10 protein-coding genes are annotated in these 15,797 nt (G+C 73.2%); all 10 read left to right on the top strand.

Annotated elements, in window-relative coordinates; genetic code table 11:
- The first annotated feature begins 38 nt into the window (after positions 1-38).
- The 10 genes from eccD to HNR12_RS24210 all read left to right on the top strand — a co-directional run bounded on the left by eccD (position 39) and on the right by HNR12_RS24210 (position 15,760).
- Positions 39-1,439, top strand: coding sequence for a type VII secretion integral membrane protein EccD (gene eccD / locus HNR12_RS24250; RefSeq protein WP_179769717.1), 1,401 nt, complete (start codon positions 39-41; stop codon positions 1,437-1,439).
- Between the two features lie 4 nt (positions 1,440-1,443).
- On the top strand, positions 1,444-2,895 hold the full coding sequence (eccB, locus tag HNR12_RS24245; RefSeq protein WP_179769716.1) for a type VII secretion protein EccB: 1,452 nt from the start codon (positions 1,444-1,446) through the stop codon (positions 2,893-2,895).
- 69 nt (positions 2,896-2,964) lie between these two features.
- Positions 2,965-3,285 carry a WXG100 family type VII secretion target gene (locus HNR12_RS24240; RefSeq protein ID WP_308118939.1) on the top strand — a complete coding sequence of 107 codons (321 nt, stop codon included), beginning with the start codon at positions 2,965-2,967 and terminating at the stop codon, positions 3,283-3,285.
- 31 nt (positions 3,286-3,316) lie between these two features.
- Positions 3,317-3,613 carry a WXG100 family type VII secretion target gene (locus HNR12_RS24235; protein ID WP_179769714.1) on the top strand — a complete coding sequence of 99 codons (297 nt, stop codon included), beginning with the start codon at positions 3,317-3,319 and terminating at the stop codon, positions 3,611-3,613.
- A gap of 215 nt (positions 3,614-3,828) precedes the next feature.
- Positions 3,829-6,909 (top strand): hypothetical protein, encoded by a 3,081-nt coding sequence (locus tag HNR12_RS24230; protein WP_179765517.1) that lies wholly within the window; start codon positions 3,829-3,831, stop codon positions 6,907-6,909.
- 40 nt (positions 6,910-6,949) lie between these two features.
- Positions 6,950-10,144 carry a hypothetical protein gene (locus tag HNR12_RS29625; RefSeq protein WP_338119823.1) on the top strand — a complete coding sequence of 1,065 codons (3,195 nt, stop codon included), beginning with the start codon at positions 6,950-6,952 and terminating at the stop codon, positions 10,142-10,144.
- The gene (locus tag HNR12_RS24225) at positions 10,053-10,376 is read left to right on the top strand and encodes a YbaB/EbfC family nucleoid-associated protein (RefSeq protein WP_308118946.1); all 324 of its coding nucleotides are present in this window, start codon (positions 10,053-10,055) and stop codon (positions 10,374-10,376) included. The genes HNR12_RS29625 and HNR12_RS24225 overlap by 92 nt, the downstream gene beginning before the upstream one ends.
- A 76-nt stretch (positions 10,377-10,452) precedes the next feature.
- Complete coding sequence (locus HNR12_RS24220; RefSeq protein WP_179769712.1) at positions 10,453-10,839, top strand: hypothetical protein; 387 nt, start codon at positions 10,453-10,455, stop codon at positions 10,837-10,839.
- Positions 10,840-10,928: 89 nt separating this feature from the next.
- A complete protein-coding gene (locus HNR12_RS29270) occupies positions 10,929-12,341 on the top strand; it encodes a hypothetical protein (protein ID WP_179769711.1) in 1,413 nt (470 codons plus the stop codon).
- A gap of 98 nt (positions 12,342-12,439) precedes the next feature.
- On the top strand, positions 12,440-15,760 hold the full coding sequence (locus tag HNR12_RS24210; RefSeq protein ID WP_179769710.1) for a right-handed parallel beta-helix repeat-containing protein: 3,321 nt from the start codon (positions 12,440-12,442) through the stop codon (positions 15,758-15,760).
- Positions 15,761-15,797: the final 37 nt, after the last annotated feature.

Here is a 15,797-nt window from a genome sequence, read left to right as displayed (position 1 = left end):
CTCTTTCCTCCCCCGAAAGACGCACCTGGGTAGGCCGCATGAACGACCCCACCGCCTCGGACCTCTGCCGGCTGCTGGTCCGCGCACCGAGCCGTTCGTTCGAGATCGCCGCGCCCACCGACATCCCCGTCGCCGAACTGGTGCCCACGCTGGTGCTCTACGCCGAGGGCGACGAAGGCGAGGATCTCGACGAGGCCGGCCTCGAACACGACGGCTGGGTCCTGCAGCAGCTCGGCGACGAACCCCTCGACGAGGACGAGACCCTGCGCTCCCTGGGCCTGTGCCACGGCGAGACGGTGTACCTGCGGCCGCGCCGCGACCAGCTGCCGCCGATCCACTTCGACGACCTCATCGACGGCGTCGCCACCGGCATGTCCGAGCGGCCCGACCGGTGGCGTCCCGCCTACACGCGGGTGCTGCTGCAGTCGCTGGCCCTGGCCGCCCTGCTGGGCGCGCTGCTGGTGCCGGCCGCCGGCGGCATGACGCTGCTGACCGCGGTCACCTGCGCCTTCTCGGGCCTGGTCATGCTCGCCTCGGCGTGGGCGGCCTCGCGCGCCATGGGCGACCTGCCGGCCGCCACCGGCCTGGCCGCGGTCGCCGCCCTGTACCTCGCCGTCGCCGGCGCCGCCATGCCCACCGGCGACCCCGGGGTCTCCCTGCTCGGCGCGCAGCTGCTCACCGGCGCCATGACCGCCGCCGGCGCCACCGTGCTGGGAGTGGCCGCGGTGGCCGGTTCCCTGCCGTTCTTCACCGGGATGGTGGTCACCGAGGCACTGCTGGCCCTGGGCGCTCTGGGGCTGATGCTGCTGCCCAACTCCAGTCCCTCCGCCGTTGCCGCCGCCCTCGCGCTGGTCGCCCTGCTGGTGGGCACCTTCGCCCCGCAGCTTGCGTTCCGCATCTCCGGGCTGCGGCTGCCGCCGCTGCCCGCCAACCCCGAGCAGCTCCAGCAGGGCATCGACCCCTACCCCGCGCGCGACGTCCTGGACCGCAGCGCGCTGGCCGACAAGTACCAGACCGCGCTGCTGGCCGGCACCGGCGCGGTGCTGGCCGGGTGCCTGACGGTGCTGGCGGTCTCGCCCGGCTGGGTCTCCCCCACCGTCTGCGTCCTGGTGGCGCTGGTCATGCTGCTGCAGACCCGCGGCCTGGGCGGCGCCTGGCAGCGCGCGTTCATGACCGCCCCGCCCTGCGTCGGCCTGGCCGTGCTCGTGCTCGCCTTCGCCTTCAGCTCGGGGTGGCTGGGCCGGTCGCTGATCCTGCTCGGGATCTTCGTGGCCGTCACCGTGCTGACCATCCTGTCGTGGAACCTGCCGGGCTCCCGCCCGCTGCCGCACTGGGGGCGCGCCGCCGAGATCATCCAGTCGCTGATCACCATCGCGATTTTCCCGCTCGTCCTCGCGGCCTTCGGCGTCTTCGGCGCGCTCCGGGCGATCGGCGGCTGAGGACATGCAGACCAGACGCGACCGGGTCCAGGCACACAACTTCACGGTCGGGCGCCTGGGCACCGCCATGCTGGAGGGCGATCCCGACGCCGTCGACGCCCCCATGCGCCGCACCCGCACCGGCACCTACATCGGCATCGCCCTGGGCGCGCTCATCTGCGTCGGATTCCTCGTCTTCGGGCTGATCTTCCCCGGCGGGGCCGCCAACTGGCGCCAGGACGGCAACCTGGTGGTGATGCGCGAGACCGGCGCCACCTACATGTACGGCGAGGGCGCGCTGCGCCCGGTCGCCAACTACACCTCGGCCCGGCTCATCGCGGGCGGCGAACCGCAGGTCAGCCGGGTCTCGGCGGAGTCGATCATGGGCGAGCGGATGGGCGCCCCCGTGGGCATCCCCGGCGCGCCCGACACGCTGCCCGCCGTCGACGCCGGCGCCACCAGCCTGTGGCGGCTGTGCGCGCTGCCGCCCGAGGAGGACGGCGGCGAGCCCCGCACCGCCCTGACCGTCGCCCCCGATCCGGGCGTCGGGGCCCCTCTGGGCGACCGCGCCGCCCTGGTGACCGGCCCCGACGGCACCCACCACCTGCTGTGGCAGGGGCGGCGGCTGCGCTTCGACGAGGAGGCGGGCGCCCTCCAGGCCCTGGGCTACGGCACCACCCCCGCGATCGCGGTCTCCCAGGAGTTCCTCGACACCGTGCCGCCGGCCGCCGACCTGAGCGCGGTCGAGGTGCCCGGCGCCGGCGAGGAGGGCCCCGACATCGCCGGCGCCCCCAGCCGCGTGGGGCAGGTGTTCACCGTGAGCGGCGGCGGGCAGGGCGACCAGCACTTCCTGCTCACCCGCGACGGCCTGGTGCCGCTCGGCGTGACCGACGCCCTGCTGCTGCTGGCCGATCCCGGCATCCGCGAAACGGTGTTCGGCGGCGGCGAGTCCGCGGCCGTGGCCGTCGACGCCGGTGAGGCCGGCGCGCACCTCGCCGAGGACGCCGATCCGCCCCGGCCCCAGTCCGACGGCGTGCCGGCCGAGCCGCCCGAGATCGCGCCCGCCGATGAGGGCGTCCCGTGCATGGTCCTGGTCGACGGGGAGTCCTCGGTGGGGCTGTTCCCGGCCGACACCGTCGACGCCTGGGCGGTCCCTGAACTGCCCGGTGTCGCGCCCGGCTGCCCCACCCCCGACCTGATCGGCATCCCCAACGGCGGCGGCGGGGTCGCCGCCGCCCAGCCCGCGGCCGGCCGCACCGGCTCGCCGGTCCTGTACCTGGTGACGGACGCCGGCGCGAAGTACCGCATACCCGACAACGAGGTCCTCGGGGCTCTGGGCTACGAGCCCGCCGACACCGTTCCGGTGCCGACGGCGCTGCTGCGCCTGCTGCCGACCGGCCCCGACCTGTCCCCCGAGGCGGCGGCGCTGCCCGTGGCCGACGCCGCCGCCCAGGAGGAGCCCGCCACCTGTCCCTGACCGCCTGTCCGACCAGTCGCACCCGACCGAAGCAAGCACACCGCGAAGCGAGGAGCCGCAATGGCCGACATGAGGAATACAGAGGAAGCCAACCGGCGCGCCCGTGTGGCGATGGAAGAGGCGCACACCAAGTGCAACAACATCTACACGCGCATCGACAGCGCCCGCGACCAGCTGCGCCCGTCCTGGCAGGGTGACGCCTCCACCGTCTACCAGGAGGCCATGGTGCAGTGGCTGGAGGAGCTGCGGCTCATCACCAACGACATGAGCGCCAAGATCGGCGAGTGGGGCGGCACCACCCGCGCCATGCACAACACCGAGGACTCCAACCTCCAGTTGAGCAGCAGCTGGATGGGCCAGCTCAACCCCAACCAGCCCAACCAGGCCTAGCCCCCGGACCCGCCACAGACCAGGAGAGACGATGAGCGGCTTTGAGATCACCTATGCCCGCGTGGCCGACATCACCGCGGACATGGAGCAGGCGACCACCGACGTGCAGAACGCGCTGGACGCGCTCTCCACCGAGATGGCGGCTGTGCGCGCCGACCTCGACGGCGCCACGGCCTCCAGCTACGACCAGGCCATGATCAACTGGCAGAAGAACGTCGACGACATGCGGTTCCTCCTGGGCAAGGCGAAGGAGGCCCTCCAGCACGTCGCCAACAACTACAACGAGACCGACCTGCGCGAGGGCGCCCTCTGGGAGGCCCTCCAGTAGCACGGTCGCGCTCCGGCCGCGCGGCGGCGCGCACAACGGCGTGCCGCGCCGCCGCGCGGCCGGCGCCGGCCGGTCGTCCCCGGCGGGTGCCCGCCGCCCCGCCCGGACGGCCGCCCGCCCCCCGTCGGACCGCTTGCCCTTGGCGGTGCCCCGCCCTCCGGCGCCGCCCTCCCCGTTGACCCCCCTGGCGCACCGGAGACCAAGGAGACACGGCCGTGTCCAAGCCCAGCGACAACGAGTCGACCGACGACGTCCTCGACCCGCTGAACACCCCCCTTGTCATCACCACGGTGTCGGACGGCACCGGCCCGGGTGTCCAGCGCGCCACGTGGGAGGACGACACCGGGTCGGGAAGCGTCGAGCACGACCCGGAGACCGGGCTGGTCACCATCGAGCACGAACAGGGCGTCGTCACCCTGGACCCCTCCACGGCGAAGCGCACCACCGTCGACCCCGGCCCCAGCTCGGTCGTGATGGACCCGGGTTCCGGGCTGGCCCACCTGAGCATGGGCCGCAACGAAAGCCCTGTATCCGACGAGGCGGGTGAACTCCAGCCCGCCATGGCCCTCAAGCGGGAGGTCGTGGTCGAGGCGCCGAAGGCGCCCGACCTGTCCGGCCCGCCGGTGACCGACCACGCCACCGCCTTCCGCGCCGCGCTCTCGCCCCAGCAGCAGACCGCGGCGGCCGTACCGGACACCGGCGTCGAGCCCCTCCAGCAGGGCGAGCCGATCCAGCCCGCCGAGCCCGCCCTCCTCGTCGCCGGCGAACCCGCGGCCACCGCGGAGCCGATGGAGCAGGGGGCGGCCCGCCTGCTCGACCCGGTGCGGCAGGGTGAGCCGGAGCTGCTGACCGAGCCCCTGGCCGAGGTGCCCACCGAGCCCATACCGGAGGGCCTGGGCGAGCGGCTGCTGCGGAAGCTGGACGAGAGCACGCCGCAGGAGAACGGCGACCCGGTGCCCGGCCAGGAGGACGGCTCCGGATCGCCCATCGAGGTCGACTCCGAGAACGGGATCATCACGGTCAACGTCGGCGACCTCACGGTCACCGTCGACCCGCGCGCCGACTCCATCACCATCGACCCCGGGGACGAGCGCCTCACCATCGACCCCGACACCGGCCTGATCACCGCGGGAGGCGAGGAGGAATCCGGCCGGGAGGGGGCGGACGGCCCCGACGTCCAGACGGTCGGAAACGACGGCTCCGAGGGGGACGGCGACTCCGCGGAGATCGCCGAGACCGAGATCGACGTCGACCTCGGCAACGGCTACGAGGGCGCGGACGGCGCCGAGGGGACGGAGGACTCCGCCGGCGGGAGCGGCGCGGGCGGGGACGACCAGAGCGGCACCCAGGTCGGCGAGATCAGCCTCGACCCCGACACCAACGCGATCAGCATCGAGCACGGCGCGGACCCCATCACCGTCGGCCCCGGGGAGGACGGCGCGGTCGGCACCGTCATCGACCCCGGGAACGCCCCCGTCTCCATCGACCCCGAGACCGGGCTGCTGATCATCGGCACCCCGCCCAAGGACGGCCCGGCGGGGGCCGGCTCCGACGACGGCGAGAGCGAGGGCTCCCCCGACGACCCGCGGATCAGCATGGACCCGGAGACCGGCGCCACGTCGATCGACATGGGCGACCTCGACGTCACCGTGGACCCGGAGTCCGACACGGTCGTCGTCGACCCGGGCGAGGGCAACAAGTTCGACGTCGACCCGGAGACGGGCAAGATCACGATCGTGCCGGCCGACGAGGAGCAGGGCGGTGCGGGCCGTGGAGAGACCGGGCAGGACTCCCCCGGCGGCCAGACCGGGCCGGGCGGGGAGGGACCCGGCAAGGACGAGCCGGGCAAGGACGGGCCGGGCGGCCAGGACGGCTCCGGGTCCGACTACCAGACCCAGCCCAAGCCCGGGGACGAGGACTCCGACGGCGAGGGCGACTCGTCCGGCGGCGACAGCCTGCCCTCCGGCGACATCCCGACCGAGTCGGGAGGCGAGGACGGCATTCCGCAGCCGGGGGAGCCGGGCGCCGCACCGCGCCCCGGCGAACCGGGCGCCGCACCGCAGCCGGGCGAGCCCGGCGCCGCACCGCGGCCGGGCGAACCGGGTGCCGCCCCGCGGCCGGGCGAACCGGGGTCCGGCACCAGCACACCCGGTGGCGACAAGCCCGGCGGCAACCAGACCCCCATCCCTCCCAGCTCCCCCGGCACGACCGTGGGCGGCGGTGGACCCACGCCGGGTATGCCGGTGGGCGGCGCCCCCGGCTCCTCGACCCCCGGCGGCGACACCGCGACGCCCATCCCGCCCTCCGAACCGGGCACGGTCGTGGGGGGCGCAACCCCTCCTGGACAGACGGGCGGCGGCACCGGAGAGCAGCCGCCCCCGGAGGAGCAGCAGCAGAACCGCCTCGCGCCCTACCAGCCCGGGCTCGACAGCCAGGGCGGCGGGGAGTCCCCGGGGCCGCAAGCCACGCCAACAACAAGCATCAAGCCCGACGTCAAACCCGGGGACACGCCCGACGACCAGAACAACCCGCCCACCGAGACGCCCGGAGAGGACAAGCCGCATTACCGCCTTGCGGACGACCAGCCCGGACTCAACAACAGGGGCGGCGGGGGTTCCCCGGGGTCGCAGACCACCCCCACGTACTCCACAAGCACCAACCCGAACGACAAGCCCGAAGACAAACCCGAGGACAAGCCGGAAGACAAACCCGAAGACAAGCCGGAAGACAAACCCGAGGACAAGCCGGAAGACAAGCCCGAAGACAAACCCGAAGACAAGCCGGAAGACAAACCCGAAGACAAGCCAGGCGACAAACCCGGTGACGGCCCCGGCGGCAAAAACAATGACGATCCCGGCAACAAGCCCGACGTCATGGCCATCGACTTCGCGCGCGTCAAGGCCCTCAGCGACAACTTCCTCAAAGACTTCTACGACGACATGCAGACCCATGACGTCACCTTCAGCCTTTACGCCAACCCTCCGACCGGTGGTACCGAGCAGGCGCCGGTCTTCCACCTGAAGATGGGCAACCAGCAGTACCTGCCGTCGGCGGGCCAGGTGAGCACCCGGGTCGACGCCCAACTCAAGGGCATCAGCGCGGAGATCGACAAGCTCCGCGAGGAGATGGACCGCATCATCGACCGCCTCAACAGCAGCCGGACGAAGTTCATCATCGAGGAGGAGAACCAGGAGCTGACCGCCCAGCAGCTGAACTGGCTCATCGACTCGCCGCCGGGATCTCAGACGGGCGGCGACTCGGAGACGAACGGCGAGGGGCCGCCGCCCGCCCCGTGACCGTCCTGCTCCCTGTTGGCCGACGCGGAAGGAGGCGAGCGTGCCGCCGCCGAAACTGCACGACATCATGAACATCTTCTCGGACCCGGGCGACAAGGGTCCCGTCATGCCGCTGCCCAACGTCGATGAGCTGCTGAAGACCCCCTGGCTCAAGGACGGGATGTACTACTTCCCCAAGACCACGGACTGGGATCAGCAGTGGGACGGCATGAACCGGTGGTGGCGCAAGCAGATGACCGACGCGAAAGCGTCGTGGCACTACGCCGGCTACACGATGAACGACGAATTGTGGGACACCAAGGAACCCGACTTCCGCAACAAACTGAAAGCGCTGGCGAACGTGGCCACGCACGCCGGCGGCGCGATCTCGACCATGTACGACCGCGCGTCCAGCGGCACGATCGCCTACCAGGTCAACGCCTTGGAGCTGTACCTCAAGAAGTATGTCGGCGACAAGGGCGGCACCGGGCTCATCAACGAGTACTACAAACTCAACCTGCCTGACAGCGCCTTCCAGGGCACCGCCGCCGGGCACTTCGGCTACCGCATCTTCGACCTGTCCCTGCGCCTGCTCGACATGGCCGACCGCCTGGACGAACTGGACCAGCAGATCACCTGGATGCGCGACCAGATCCAGCCGAAGATGGAGGCGCTGGGCCAAGCCGTCACCAACTGGATGAACAACAGCAACGGCTACATGAAGTGGCTGCTCGACGACTGGTACTTCAACACGACCTCGGGCACCGAGCGGTGGGACGCGAACGAGGACCGGTTCTGGATCCGGGTCGGCGCGCCCGGGGAGATCGGCAGTACCGATCCCACAGGGACCTGGGGCGTTCCCACCGACACCGTGACCACCGACAACGCGCACCGCGTGCTCAACGAGCGGTGGCTGAAGCAGCTCAACCCGGTCATCGTGGCCGCCGAAGCCGCGTACACCGCGATGGATACGGCCTACAAGGAATCGGTGGCCAAAATCAGTTCGGAGTGGGAGCCTCTCGAAGGCGCTCCGCCGATCACCACCATGGGCCCGGGCGGAGGGGACGGCGAGGACGGCGGCGGGGGCGATGACAACCCGTTCGACGGCATCTTCGACAACGTCTTCCCCGACGACATGTTCGACGACGTCTTTCCTGACGACATGTTCGACGACGTCTTCCCCGACGACATGTTCGACGACATCTTCCCGCCGGACATGTTCGACGACATCTTCGGCGGCGGCGACAACACGCCGCCCCCGCTGGACTACCCCGACGGTTTCGACACCGACGGCGACGGTGTTCCCGACAGTCCCACACCTCCCCCGGCCGTCACCCCGCCGCCACCGCCCTCTCTCGACTTCCCCGGCGGCACCGACGCCAACGGCGACGGGATCCCCGATACCACCTCTTCGCCGCCGCCGCCGGCGACCACTCCGCCACCGCCGCTCGACCTCAACGGCCCCGGAAGCGTCGACACCAACGGCGACGGCATTCCCGACACCACCGTCCCGCCGCCGACGACGACCCCGCCACCGCCGCTCGACCTCAACGGCCCCGGAAGCGTCGACACCAACGGCGACGGGATCCCCGACAGCACCGTGCCCCCGCCCCTGAGCGAGGACCCCCTCGGTCTCAACGGCCCCGGCGGCGGCGACACCACCCCGCCGCCGGCCGTCGTGCCCCCGCCGCCGCTGCCGACGAACTTCGGCGGCGGGACGGGCCCGGGGTCCAACCTGAACACGCCGCGGTCGCGGCAGCCGCTGGAGACCGACCCCGACTCCGGGCTGCCGATCGACCCCGAGACGGGCGAGCCGTTCCCGGTCGACCCCGCGACCGGTCGGCCGTTCGACCCCGACACCGGGCTGCCGATCAACTTCGATCCCGAGACCGGAGAGGTCACGCCGATCGACCCGGTCACGGGCGAGCCCATCGACCCCGCCACCGGTCCGACCGACCTGGAGGCCGACCCGATCACCGGGCTGCCGCTCAACCCCGAGACCGGCGAGCCCTTCCCCGTCGACCCCGACACCGGTGTGCCCTACAGTCCCGACACGGGGCTGCCCATCAATTTCGACCCCGCCACCGGCGAGGTCCTGCCGATCGACCCGATGACGGGCGAAAGCTTCGACCCCGACACCGGGCTGCCGGTGAGCTACGACCCCGCCACGGGCGAGCCGCTGCCGCTGGACCCGATCACGGGCGAGCCTTACGTCCCCGACGACCCCCCTGCCCTGGAGACCGACCCGGAGACCGGCCTGCCGCTCAACCCCGAGACCGGCGAGCCCTTCCCCACCGATCCCGAGACGGGCATGCCCTACAACCCCGACACCGGGCTGCCCATCAACTTCGACCCCGCCACCGGCGAGGTCTACCCGGTCGATCCCACCACGGGGGAGGTCATCAACCCGGAGACGGGCGAGCCCTTCCCCGTGAACCCCGCCACCGGCGGCCAGTACAACCCCGACACCGGGCAGCCGCTCAACTTCGGCGGCGGCAACGGCCCGGACGTGCCCGACCTGTCCCGTGACTTCCCCGAGTACGAGCCGCCGCCGGTGGCCTCCGTACCTCCGCCGCCGGAGTCGCTCAACTACGGGTCGGACAGCCCCGGCCAGAGTCCGGGGAGTTCCGACCGGTCGTCCCTGTTCGCCGGGGGACCTCCCCCGCCCCGCCCGGACTCCATCGAGCCGCTGCCGCTCAACGGCCCGGGCTCCTCCCCGGGCGGAGGGTCCGGCGGCGCGGATCTCCCGGGGGCCGGAGCCGGCCTCGGCACCGGCGCGAACCTGACCGGGCCGGGCGCGAACCTGACCGGTCCCGGAGCGGGGGCCGGCGGGGCCGGTGGCCTGTCCGGCGGCGGCCTGGCCGGCGGCCCGGGCGGCGCCATGAACGGGATGAACGGCATGAACGGCATGGGCACCCCGATGATGCCGCCCATGATGGGCGGCATGGGTGGCATGGGCGGCGGCCAGGACAACCGCGAGCGGCAGCGCACGACGTGGCTGTCGGAGGACGAACGCGTATGGGGCACCAACGCCGCCCAGAACCGCACGGTGCTGGGCCGCCCGGTGCCGGGAGCCGACAAGAGGAGTGGAGCGCGCAATGAGTTCGTGGATGCCGGAGGAGAGCGCACAAGAACTGGATCGGCTGCACCGGACGCTGCGCGAGGTGGAGGACGCAAGCGCAAGCCTGGAGCAGGCAACCGAGGAGGCCGTCGCCAAGAACAGACTGGTCGCGGCGACGGTGAACGCGAGAGGTGAGCTGGTCGACCTGAAGTTCCACACCCAGTCCTACCGGGACATGGCGCCGACGGAACTGGCCAGTGCCATCCTCGACGTGGTGCGCAAGGCCCGCGAGCAGATGGCCAAGCGCGTGGCGGAGCTGTACCAGCCGTTCGCGCCGCAGGGCATCGACATGACCGAACTGATGAACGGGACCTTCAGCGCGGGCGACCTGTTCCGCGACCTCGGCATCCAGCCCCCGCCCAAGTAGCCGCACGCGGGGCGCGCGGCATCCGCCGCGCGCTCCGGCGGCCCTGCTCCGCCCCGATATGAAAGGACCAGCCGACATGCCCCCTGGCGACTCTGTGACGGTCAACCCCGACGGCTCGGTGGACCTCTTCGTCTTCCCCGAAGGCGTCTCGCGGGACGGCATGAACATCCATGTGCCCGCGGACATGATCGACGACCTCATCCGCCGCTACGAGGCGGCCAGCGCGGCGCTCGGCAAGCCGTGGGGCGAGGGCGACGAGTTCGCCGAGCAGATGGAGAAGGTGCTCGGCCCGCTCCAGACCAACCTCATGACCTACCTCGGCTACATCGCCGAGGCGCTGCGGATGTCGGCCGACAACACCATCCTGACCGCCAAGAACTTCCAGGTGACCGAAGAGGCCAACATCGCCCAGATCGCCGGCACCGCCGGCGGCTCCGAGACCGGCGGCGGCGGCCGGCGCTGACCCCCGCTCATCCCCCGTAGGAACCCCCGCAGGACGCGCCGGGCCCGCCAGGCCCGCCGCGTCCGCCCACGGAAGGGCGACCGACCCCCATGACCGAACCCTCCTTCCAGTCCGCCGGCCAGACGCGCGGCCGCGGCCCGGCGGGACTGCTGACCTGGCCCCGGCGGATTCCGCTGAACCGGCCGCCCGAACCGGCGCGCGCGCCGGCGCCCGACACCGGATTCGCCGAGCAGGCCGGGCCGCCGGCCCGTACGGCCGCGCCGGCCCGCGCCGCCGGCCGGCCGGGTATCACCGTGCCCGACAGCGATCCGGCGCCCCTGGCCAAGCCGGCGGCGGACACCGGCCGCCCGCTGGGCCGGCCGGGGGCGCCGGCCATCGCGGGCGCCGCCATCGCCGGCGCGCTGCTGGTGGTGGTGCCGCTGGCGCTGTCGGCGCTGAGCCGGCCCGAGACGGTGGCCACGGTGCCGATCACCGCCGCCGGCGCGGGCCTGCGCGCGGACGGCCCGGGCTCCGGAGGCGCCCGCCAGGACGGCGGCGACTCCGCGGCCGACGCGGCGGGCGCGGGTGCGGGCGGCGGCGCGGGACAGGCGCAGGAGGACCCGGGGTTCGTGCCCGAGGCCATGCCGGAGGACGCCTCCGGTCCGAACGCGCCGGGCGGTGATGCCCCCGGGGCCGCCGCCGAGAACGGTCCCGGCGGCGCACCGGTCGCCAGCGCCCCGCCCGAGGACGAGGGCGAGGGCGGCGACGGCGGCGCGGCGGCCGGCGACGGCGGCGGGGCCGACGCGGGCGCCACCACCGGCGGCGGTGGGGGCGGAGACGGGGGCGGCGGCGGGGCCGACGGCCCCGGCACCGCGCCCATGGCGGCCGGCGCCTCCCCCGGCGGAGAGTCCTCCCCCGGCGGGGAGGACGACGGCCCCGCCGACGGCGGGGCGGAGTCCGGAGCCGCCGCCGCGGCCGGGGACCGCTCGCCGAGCCCCTCCGCCTCGGAGCCCGCCACCTCCTTCACCGCGATCGCCGGGCCGGGCTGCCCCGCGGGCTCGGCGGCCGCCTACGGCGCCGAGGGCGCCGGCACCGACGGCTGGGCCACCCGCTCCGGCGGCTACGCCGACGAGGGGTGCGACGGCTCCTACGACGCCATCCCGGTGTCGGGCACCACCGAGCACGGCGACGGCCGGTTCGCCTACTGGACCTTCCGGCCCGGCCGCGCCGACGCCGACTGCGACCTGTTCGTCTTCGTGCCCGACGACGAGAGCCCGCAGTGGGTTGCCGAGCAGGAGGCCATGTACCAGATCTTCCCGGGGGCGCAGCCCTCCGGAACCGCCGCGGCCGTCTTCGGCGTCGAGCAGGCGTCCGCCAGGGGAGGATGGGTGCGGGTCACCGGCTTCACCTCCCCCGCCGAGCAGTTCACCGTCCAGTTGACCAACATCGGCGAGAACAGCCTGGCCGACCAGGGCGCCACCACGCACGTCGCGGCCTCCGCCGTGCGGGCGACCTGCACCTGATGTCCGCCCCGGTGGGCGGTGTTCGGCACCGCCCACCCGCACACCCATGACGGCCCGGTGGCGGGCTGTCCCGCAACCGGAAGAGAAGGAACGTTCCGATGGCCAGGCAGCTTCTTACGGTCGACCCGGGATCCGCGGACGCGCATCCGACGATCGGCGCGGCGGTCGCTGCGGCCGAGAACGGTGCCGTGATCTCGATCGCCCCCGGCCGCTACGAGGAGAGCCTCGTGCTGCGCAAGGTGGTCACCCTGGTGGCGCGCGACGGGCGCGGCAGTGTGGAGGTGCTCGCCGACGAGCGCAGCGCGGTGGCCTCGGCGGCCGAGGCGGTGAAGCTCTCGGGGCTGGTGCTCAGCGGCCGCAACGACGAGCGCCCCGCCGTGGACATCGCGGCCGGGCAGGTCGAGATGGCCGACTGCGAGATCAGCTCCGTGGCCTGGGCGGCGGTGTCGGTGCGCGGCAGCGGCGCGCTGGCGATGCGCGAGTGCCGCGTGACCTGCTCGGGCGGGGCCGGTGTGGTGATCACCGCGGCCGAGCCCAGCGCGGTGGAGGACTGCCTCATCGAGGAGGTCAGCACCAGCGCCCTGGTCATCGGCGAGCGGGGCCGGCCCACGGTGCGCTCGTGCGTGCTGCGCGACGCCGGCGGCAACGGCCTGTTCGCCAGCGGGCAGGCCGCCGGCACGGTCGAGGGCTGCGACATCTCCGGCACCACCAAGCCCGCCATCGCCCTGGAGGACGACGCCTCCACCAGCGTGCGCGACACCCGCGTCCACGACACCAAGGGCGACGGCCTGGTGATCTCCAGCCGCGCCCGGCCGGTGGTGGAGGACTGCGTCATCGAGGACGTCGGCGGGCGCGGCGTGGGCGTGCACAGCGGTGCCGACCCGCAGCTGTCGCGGGTGGCGGTCAACCGCGCCAAGGGGGTCGGCATCCACGTGTGGGGCAAGGCCCGCGGCCTGTTCGCCGACTGCGACGTGACCGACAGCGAGGGCGACGGCGTGCGCGCCGAGGACCGCGCGGGCACCACCTTCATCGGGCTGACCGTGCGCGGCGGCACGGGTGTCAGCCTCAGCGGCGGCACCACCGCCGAGTTCGACCGCGGAATCGTCACCGGCACCTCGGGGCCGGGCATCGTGATCGAGGAGTGCGCGCCGTTCCTGCGCGGCATCGCCGTCACCGACACCCGCGGCCAGGGCGTGCTCTTCCGCAAGGAGGGGCACGGCCGCCTGGAGGACGTCTCGCTGGACCGCACCGGCAAGGCCGCGATCATGGTCAACGAGGGCTCGCGGCCGCTGCTGACCGGGGTGCAGGTCAGCGACAGCCAGGAGAACGGGGTCACCGTCGGCGCCAAGGCAAAGGCCGACCTGCGCGACTGCGACATCTCCGGCTGCGTCAACGAGGGGATCGCGGTGCACAACGGCGGCGAGGTGTCGGTGCTGCGCTCGCGCGTCTACAACGGGCGCCGCAACGGGGTGCTGATCGCCGCCGGCGCCACCGCCGCGCTGCGGCACTGCGAGGTGTTCGGCAACGGCGGCGACGGCGTGCTGGTGCACTCCACCGAGGACGTGGTCCTGGAGGACTGCTCGGTGCGCGAGAACAAGCGCTCGGGGCTGCGCCAGACCGCCAAGAGCGACCGGGTGCGCGCCGAGGACCTGCTCAGCCACGACAACGGCTCGCCCGACGCCTACGGCGAGGACGCCGGCACCGCTCCGGCGCCGTCGTCCGCGGCGCCCCCCGGCGCCGCCGCCGACGACGCCGAGGACGGCGAGCCGCAGCCCAGCGGGCCGCTGGCCGAACTGGACGGCCTGGTCGGGCTGGCCAGTGTCAAACACGAGGTCAAGACGCTGATCAAGCGCACCCAGATGAACCGGCGGCGCGCCGAGATGGGCCTGCCCACGCCCACGATGAGCCGGCACCTGGTGTTCGGCGGCCCGCCCGGTACCGGCAAGACCACGGTGGCCCGCCTCTACGGCCAGATCCTGGCCGACCTGGACGTGCTGCGCTACGGCCACGTGGTCGAGGTGGCGCGCGCCGACCTGGTGTCGCAGTACGTCGGCGGCACCGCGATCAAGACGACCGAGGTGTTCGAGCGCGCCAAGGGCGGTGTGCTGTTCGTCGACGAGGCGTACACGCTGTCGGAGGGCGAGGGCGGCAGCGGCCCCGACTTCGGCCGCGAGGCCATCGACACCCTGGTCAAGCTGATGGAGGACCACCGCGACGAGGTGGTGGTCATCGTCGCCGGCTACACCGAGAACATGCAGCGGTTCCTGGCGGCCAACCCCGGCCTGGCGTCGCGGTTCAGCAAGACGATCGAGTTCCCCAACTACGAGGTCGACGAACTGGTCCAGATCGTGCGCAACATGTGCGAGGCCAACCACTACACGATGGACGAGGCCACCGTCGAGGCGCTGAGCGACTACTTCGAGCGGATCCCCAAGGGCCCGGCGTTCGGCAACGGCCGCGACGCGCGCAAGATCTTCGAGGGGATGATCGACCGGCAGGCCTACCGCCTCGGCGGCGAGGCGCCCGACGACCCGGCGGAGCTGGCGCGGCTGATCCCCGACGACCTGGGGCCGGAGGTGCTGGAGGGCGGCTCGGCCGGCGCCACGCAGGACGACCTGACGGCTTTGCGCGCCGAACTGGACGGCATGATCGGCCTGTCCCAGGTCAAGGAGACCGTCAACGACCTCATCAACCTGGTGATCATGGCGCAGCGGCGGGCGTCCATGGGCCTGCCGGTGGCGCCGATGAGCCACCACCTGGTCTTCGCCGGGCCGCCCGGTACCGGCAAGACCACGGTCGCCCGGCTCTACGGGCGGCTGCTGCACACCCTGGGCGTGCTGCCCGGCGGCCAGGTCATCGAGACGGCCCGCTCCGACCTCGTCGGGCGCTACATCGGCCACACCGCCCAGATGACGGCCGAGGTGTTCGAGCGCGCCAAGGGCGGCGTGCTGTTCATCGACGAGGCGTACACGCTGGCCCCCGCGGGCGCCAGCGGCAACGACTTCGGCCAGGAGGCGATCGACACCCTGGTCAAGCTGATGGAGGACCACCGCGACGAGGTGGTGGTGATCGTGGCCGGCTACACCGGCGAGATGCAGCGGTTCCTGGCGTCCAACCCCGGTCTGGCGTCGCGGTTCAACCACCACGTGGAGTTCGCCTCCTACAGCGACGACGAACTGGTCACGATCGTCCAGAGCATGGCGACCGCCTCGGGGTACGTGTGCGGGGAGGAGACCCTGGCGGCGCTGCACGCGCACTTCTCGGCGGTTCCGCGCGACGCCGCGTTCGGCAACGGCCGCTACGCCCGCCAGGTGCTGGAGCGCATGATCACGCGGCAGGCGGGGCGGCTGGTGCGCGGCGGGGACCTCGCGGCCGAGGACTTCAACGCGCTGCTGCCCGAGGACATCCCCGCCCCCTGACCCGGGGCCGCGCGGCGGGGCGCCGGGGCGGGCGGGC

The organism is Streptomonospora nanhaiensis (assembly GCF_013410565.1).
Classification (GTDB): domain Bacteria; phylum Actinomycetota; class Actinomycetes; order Streptosporangiales; family Streptosporangiaceae; genus Streptomonospora; species Streptomonospora nanhaiensis.
This window is presented reverse-complemented; position numbering and strand designations above follow the sequence as displayed.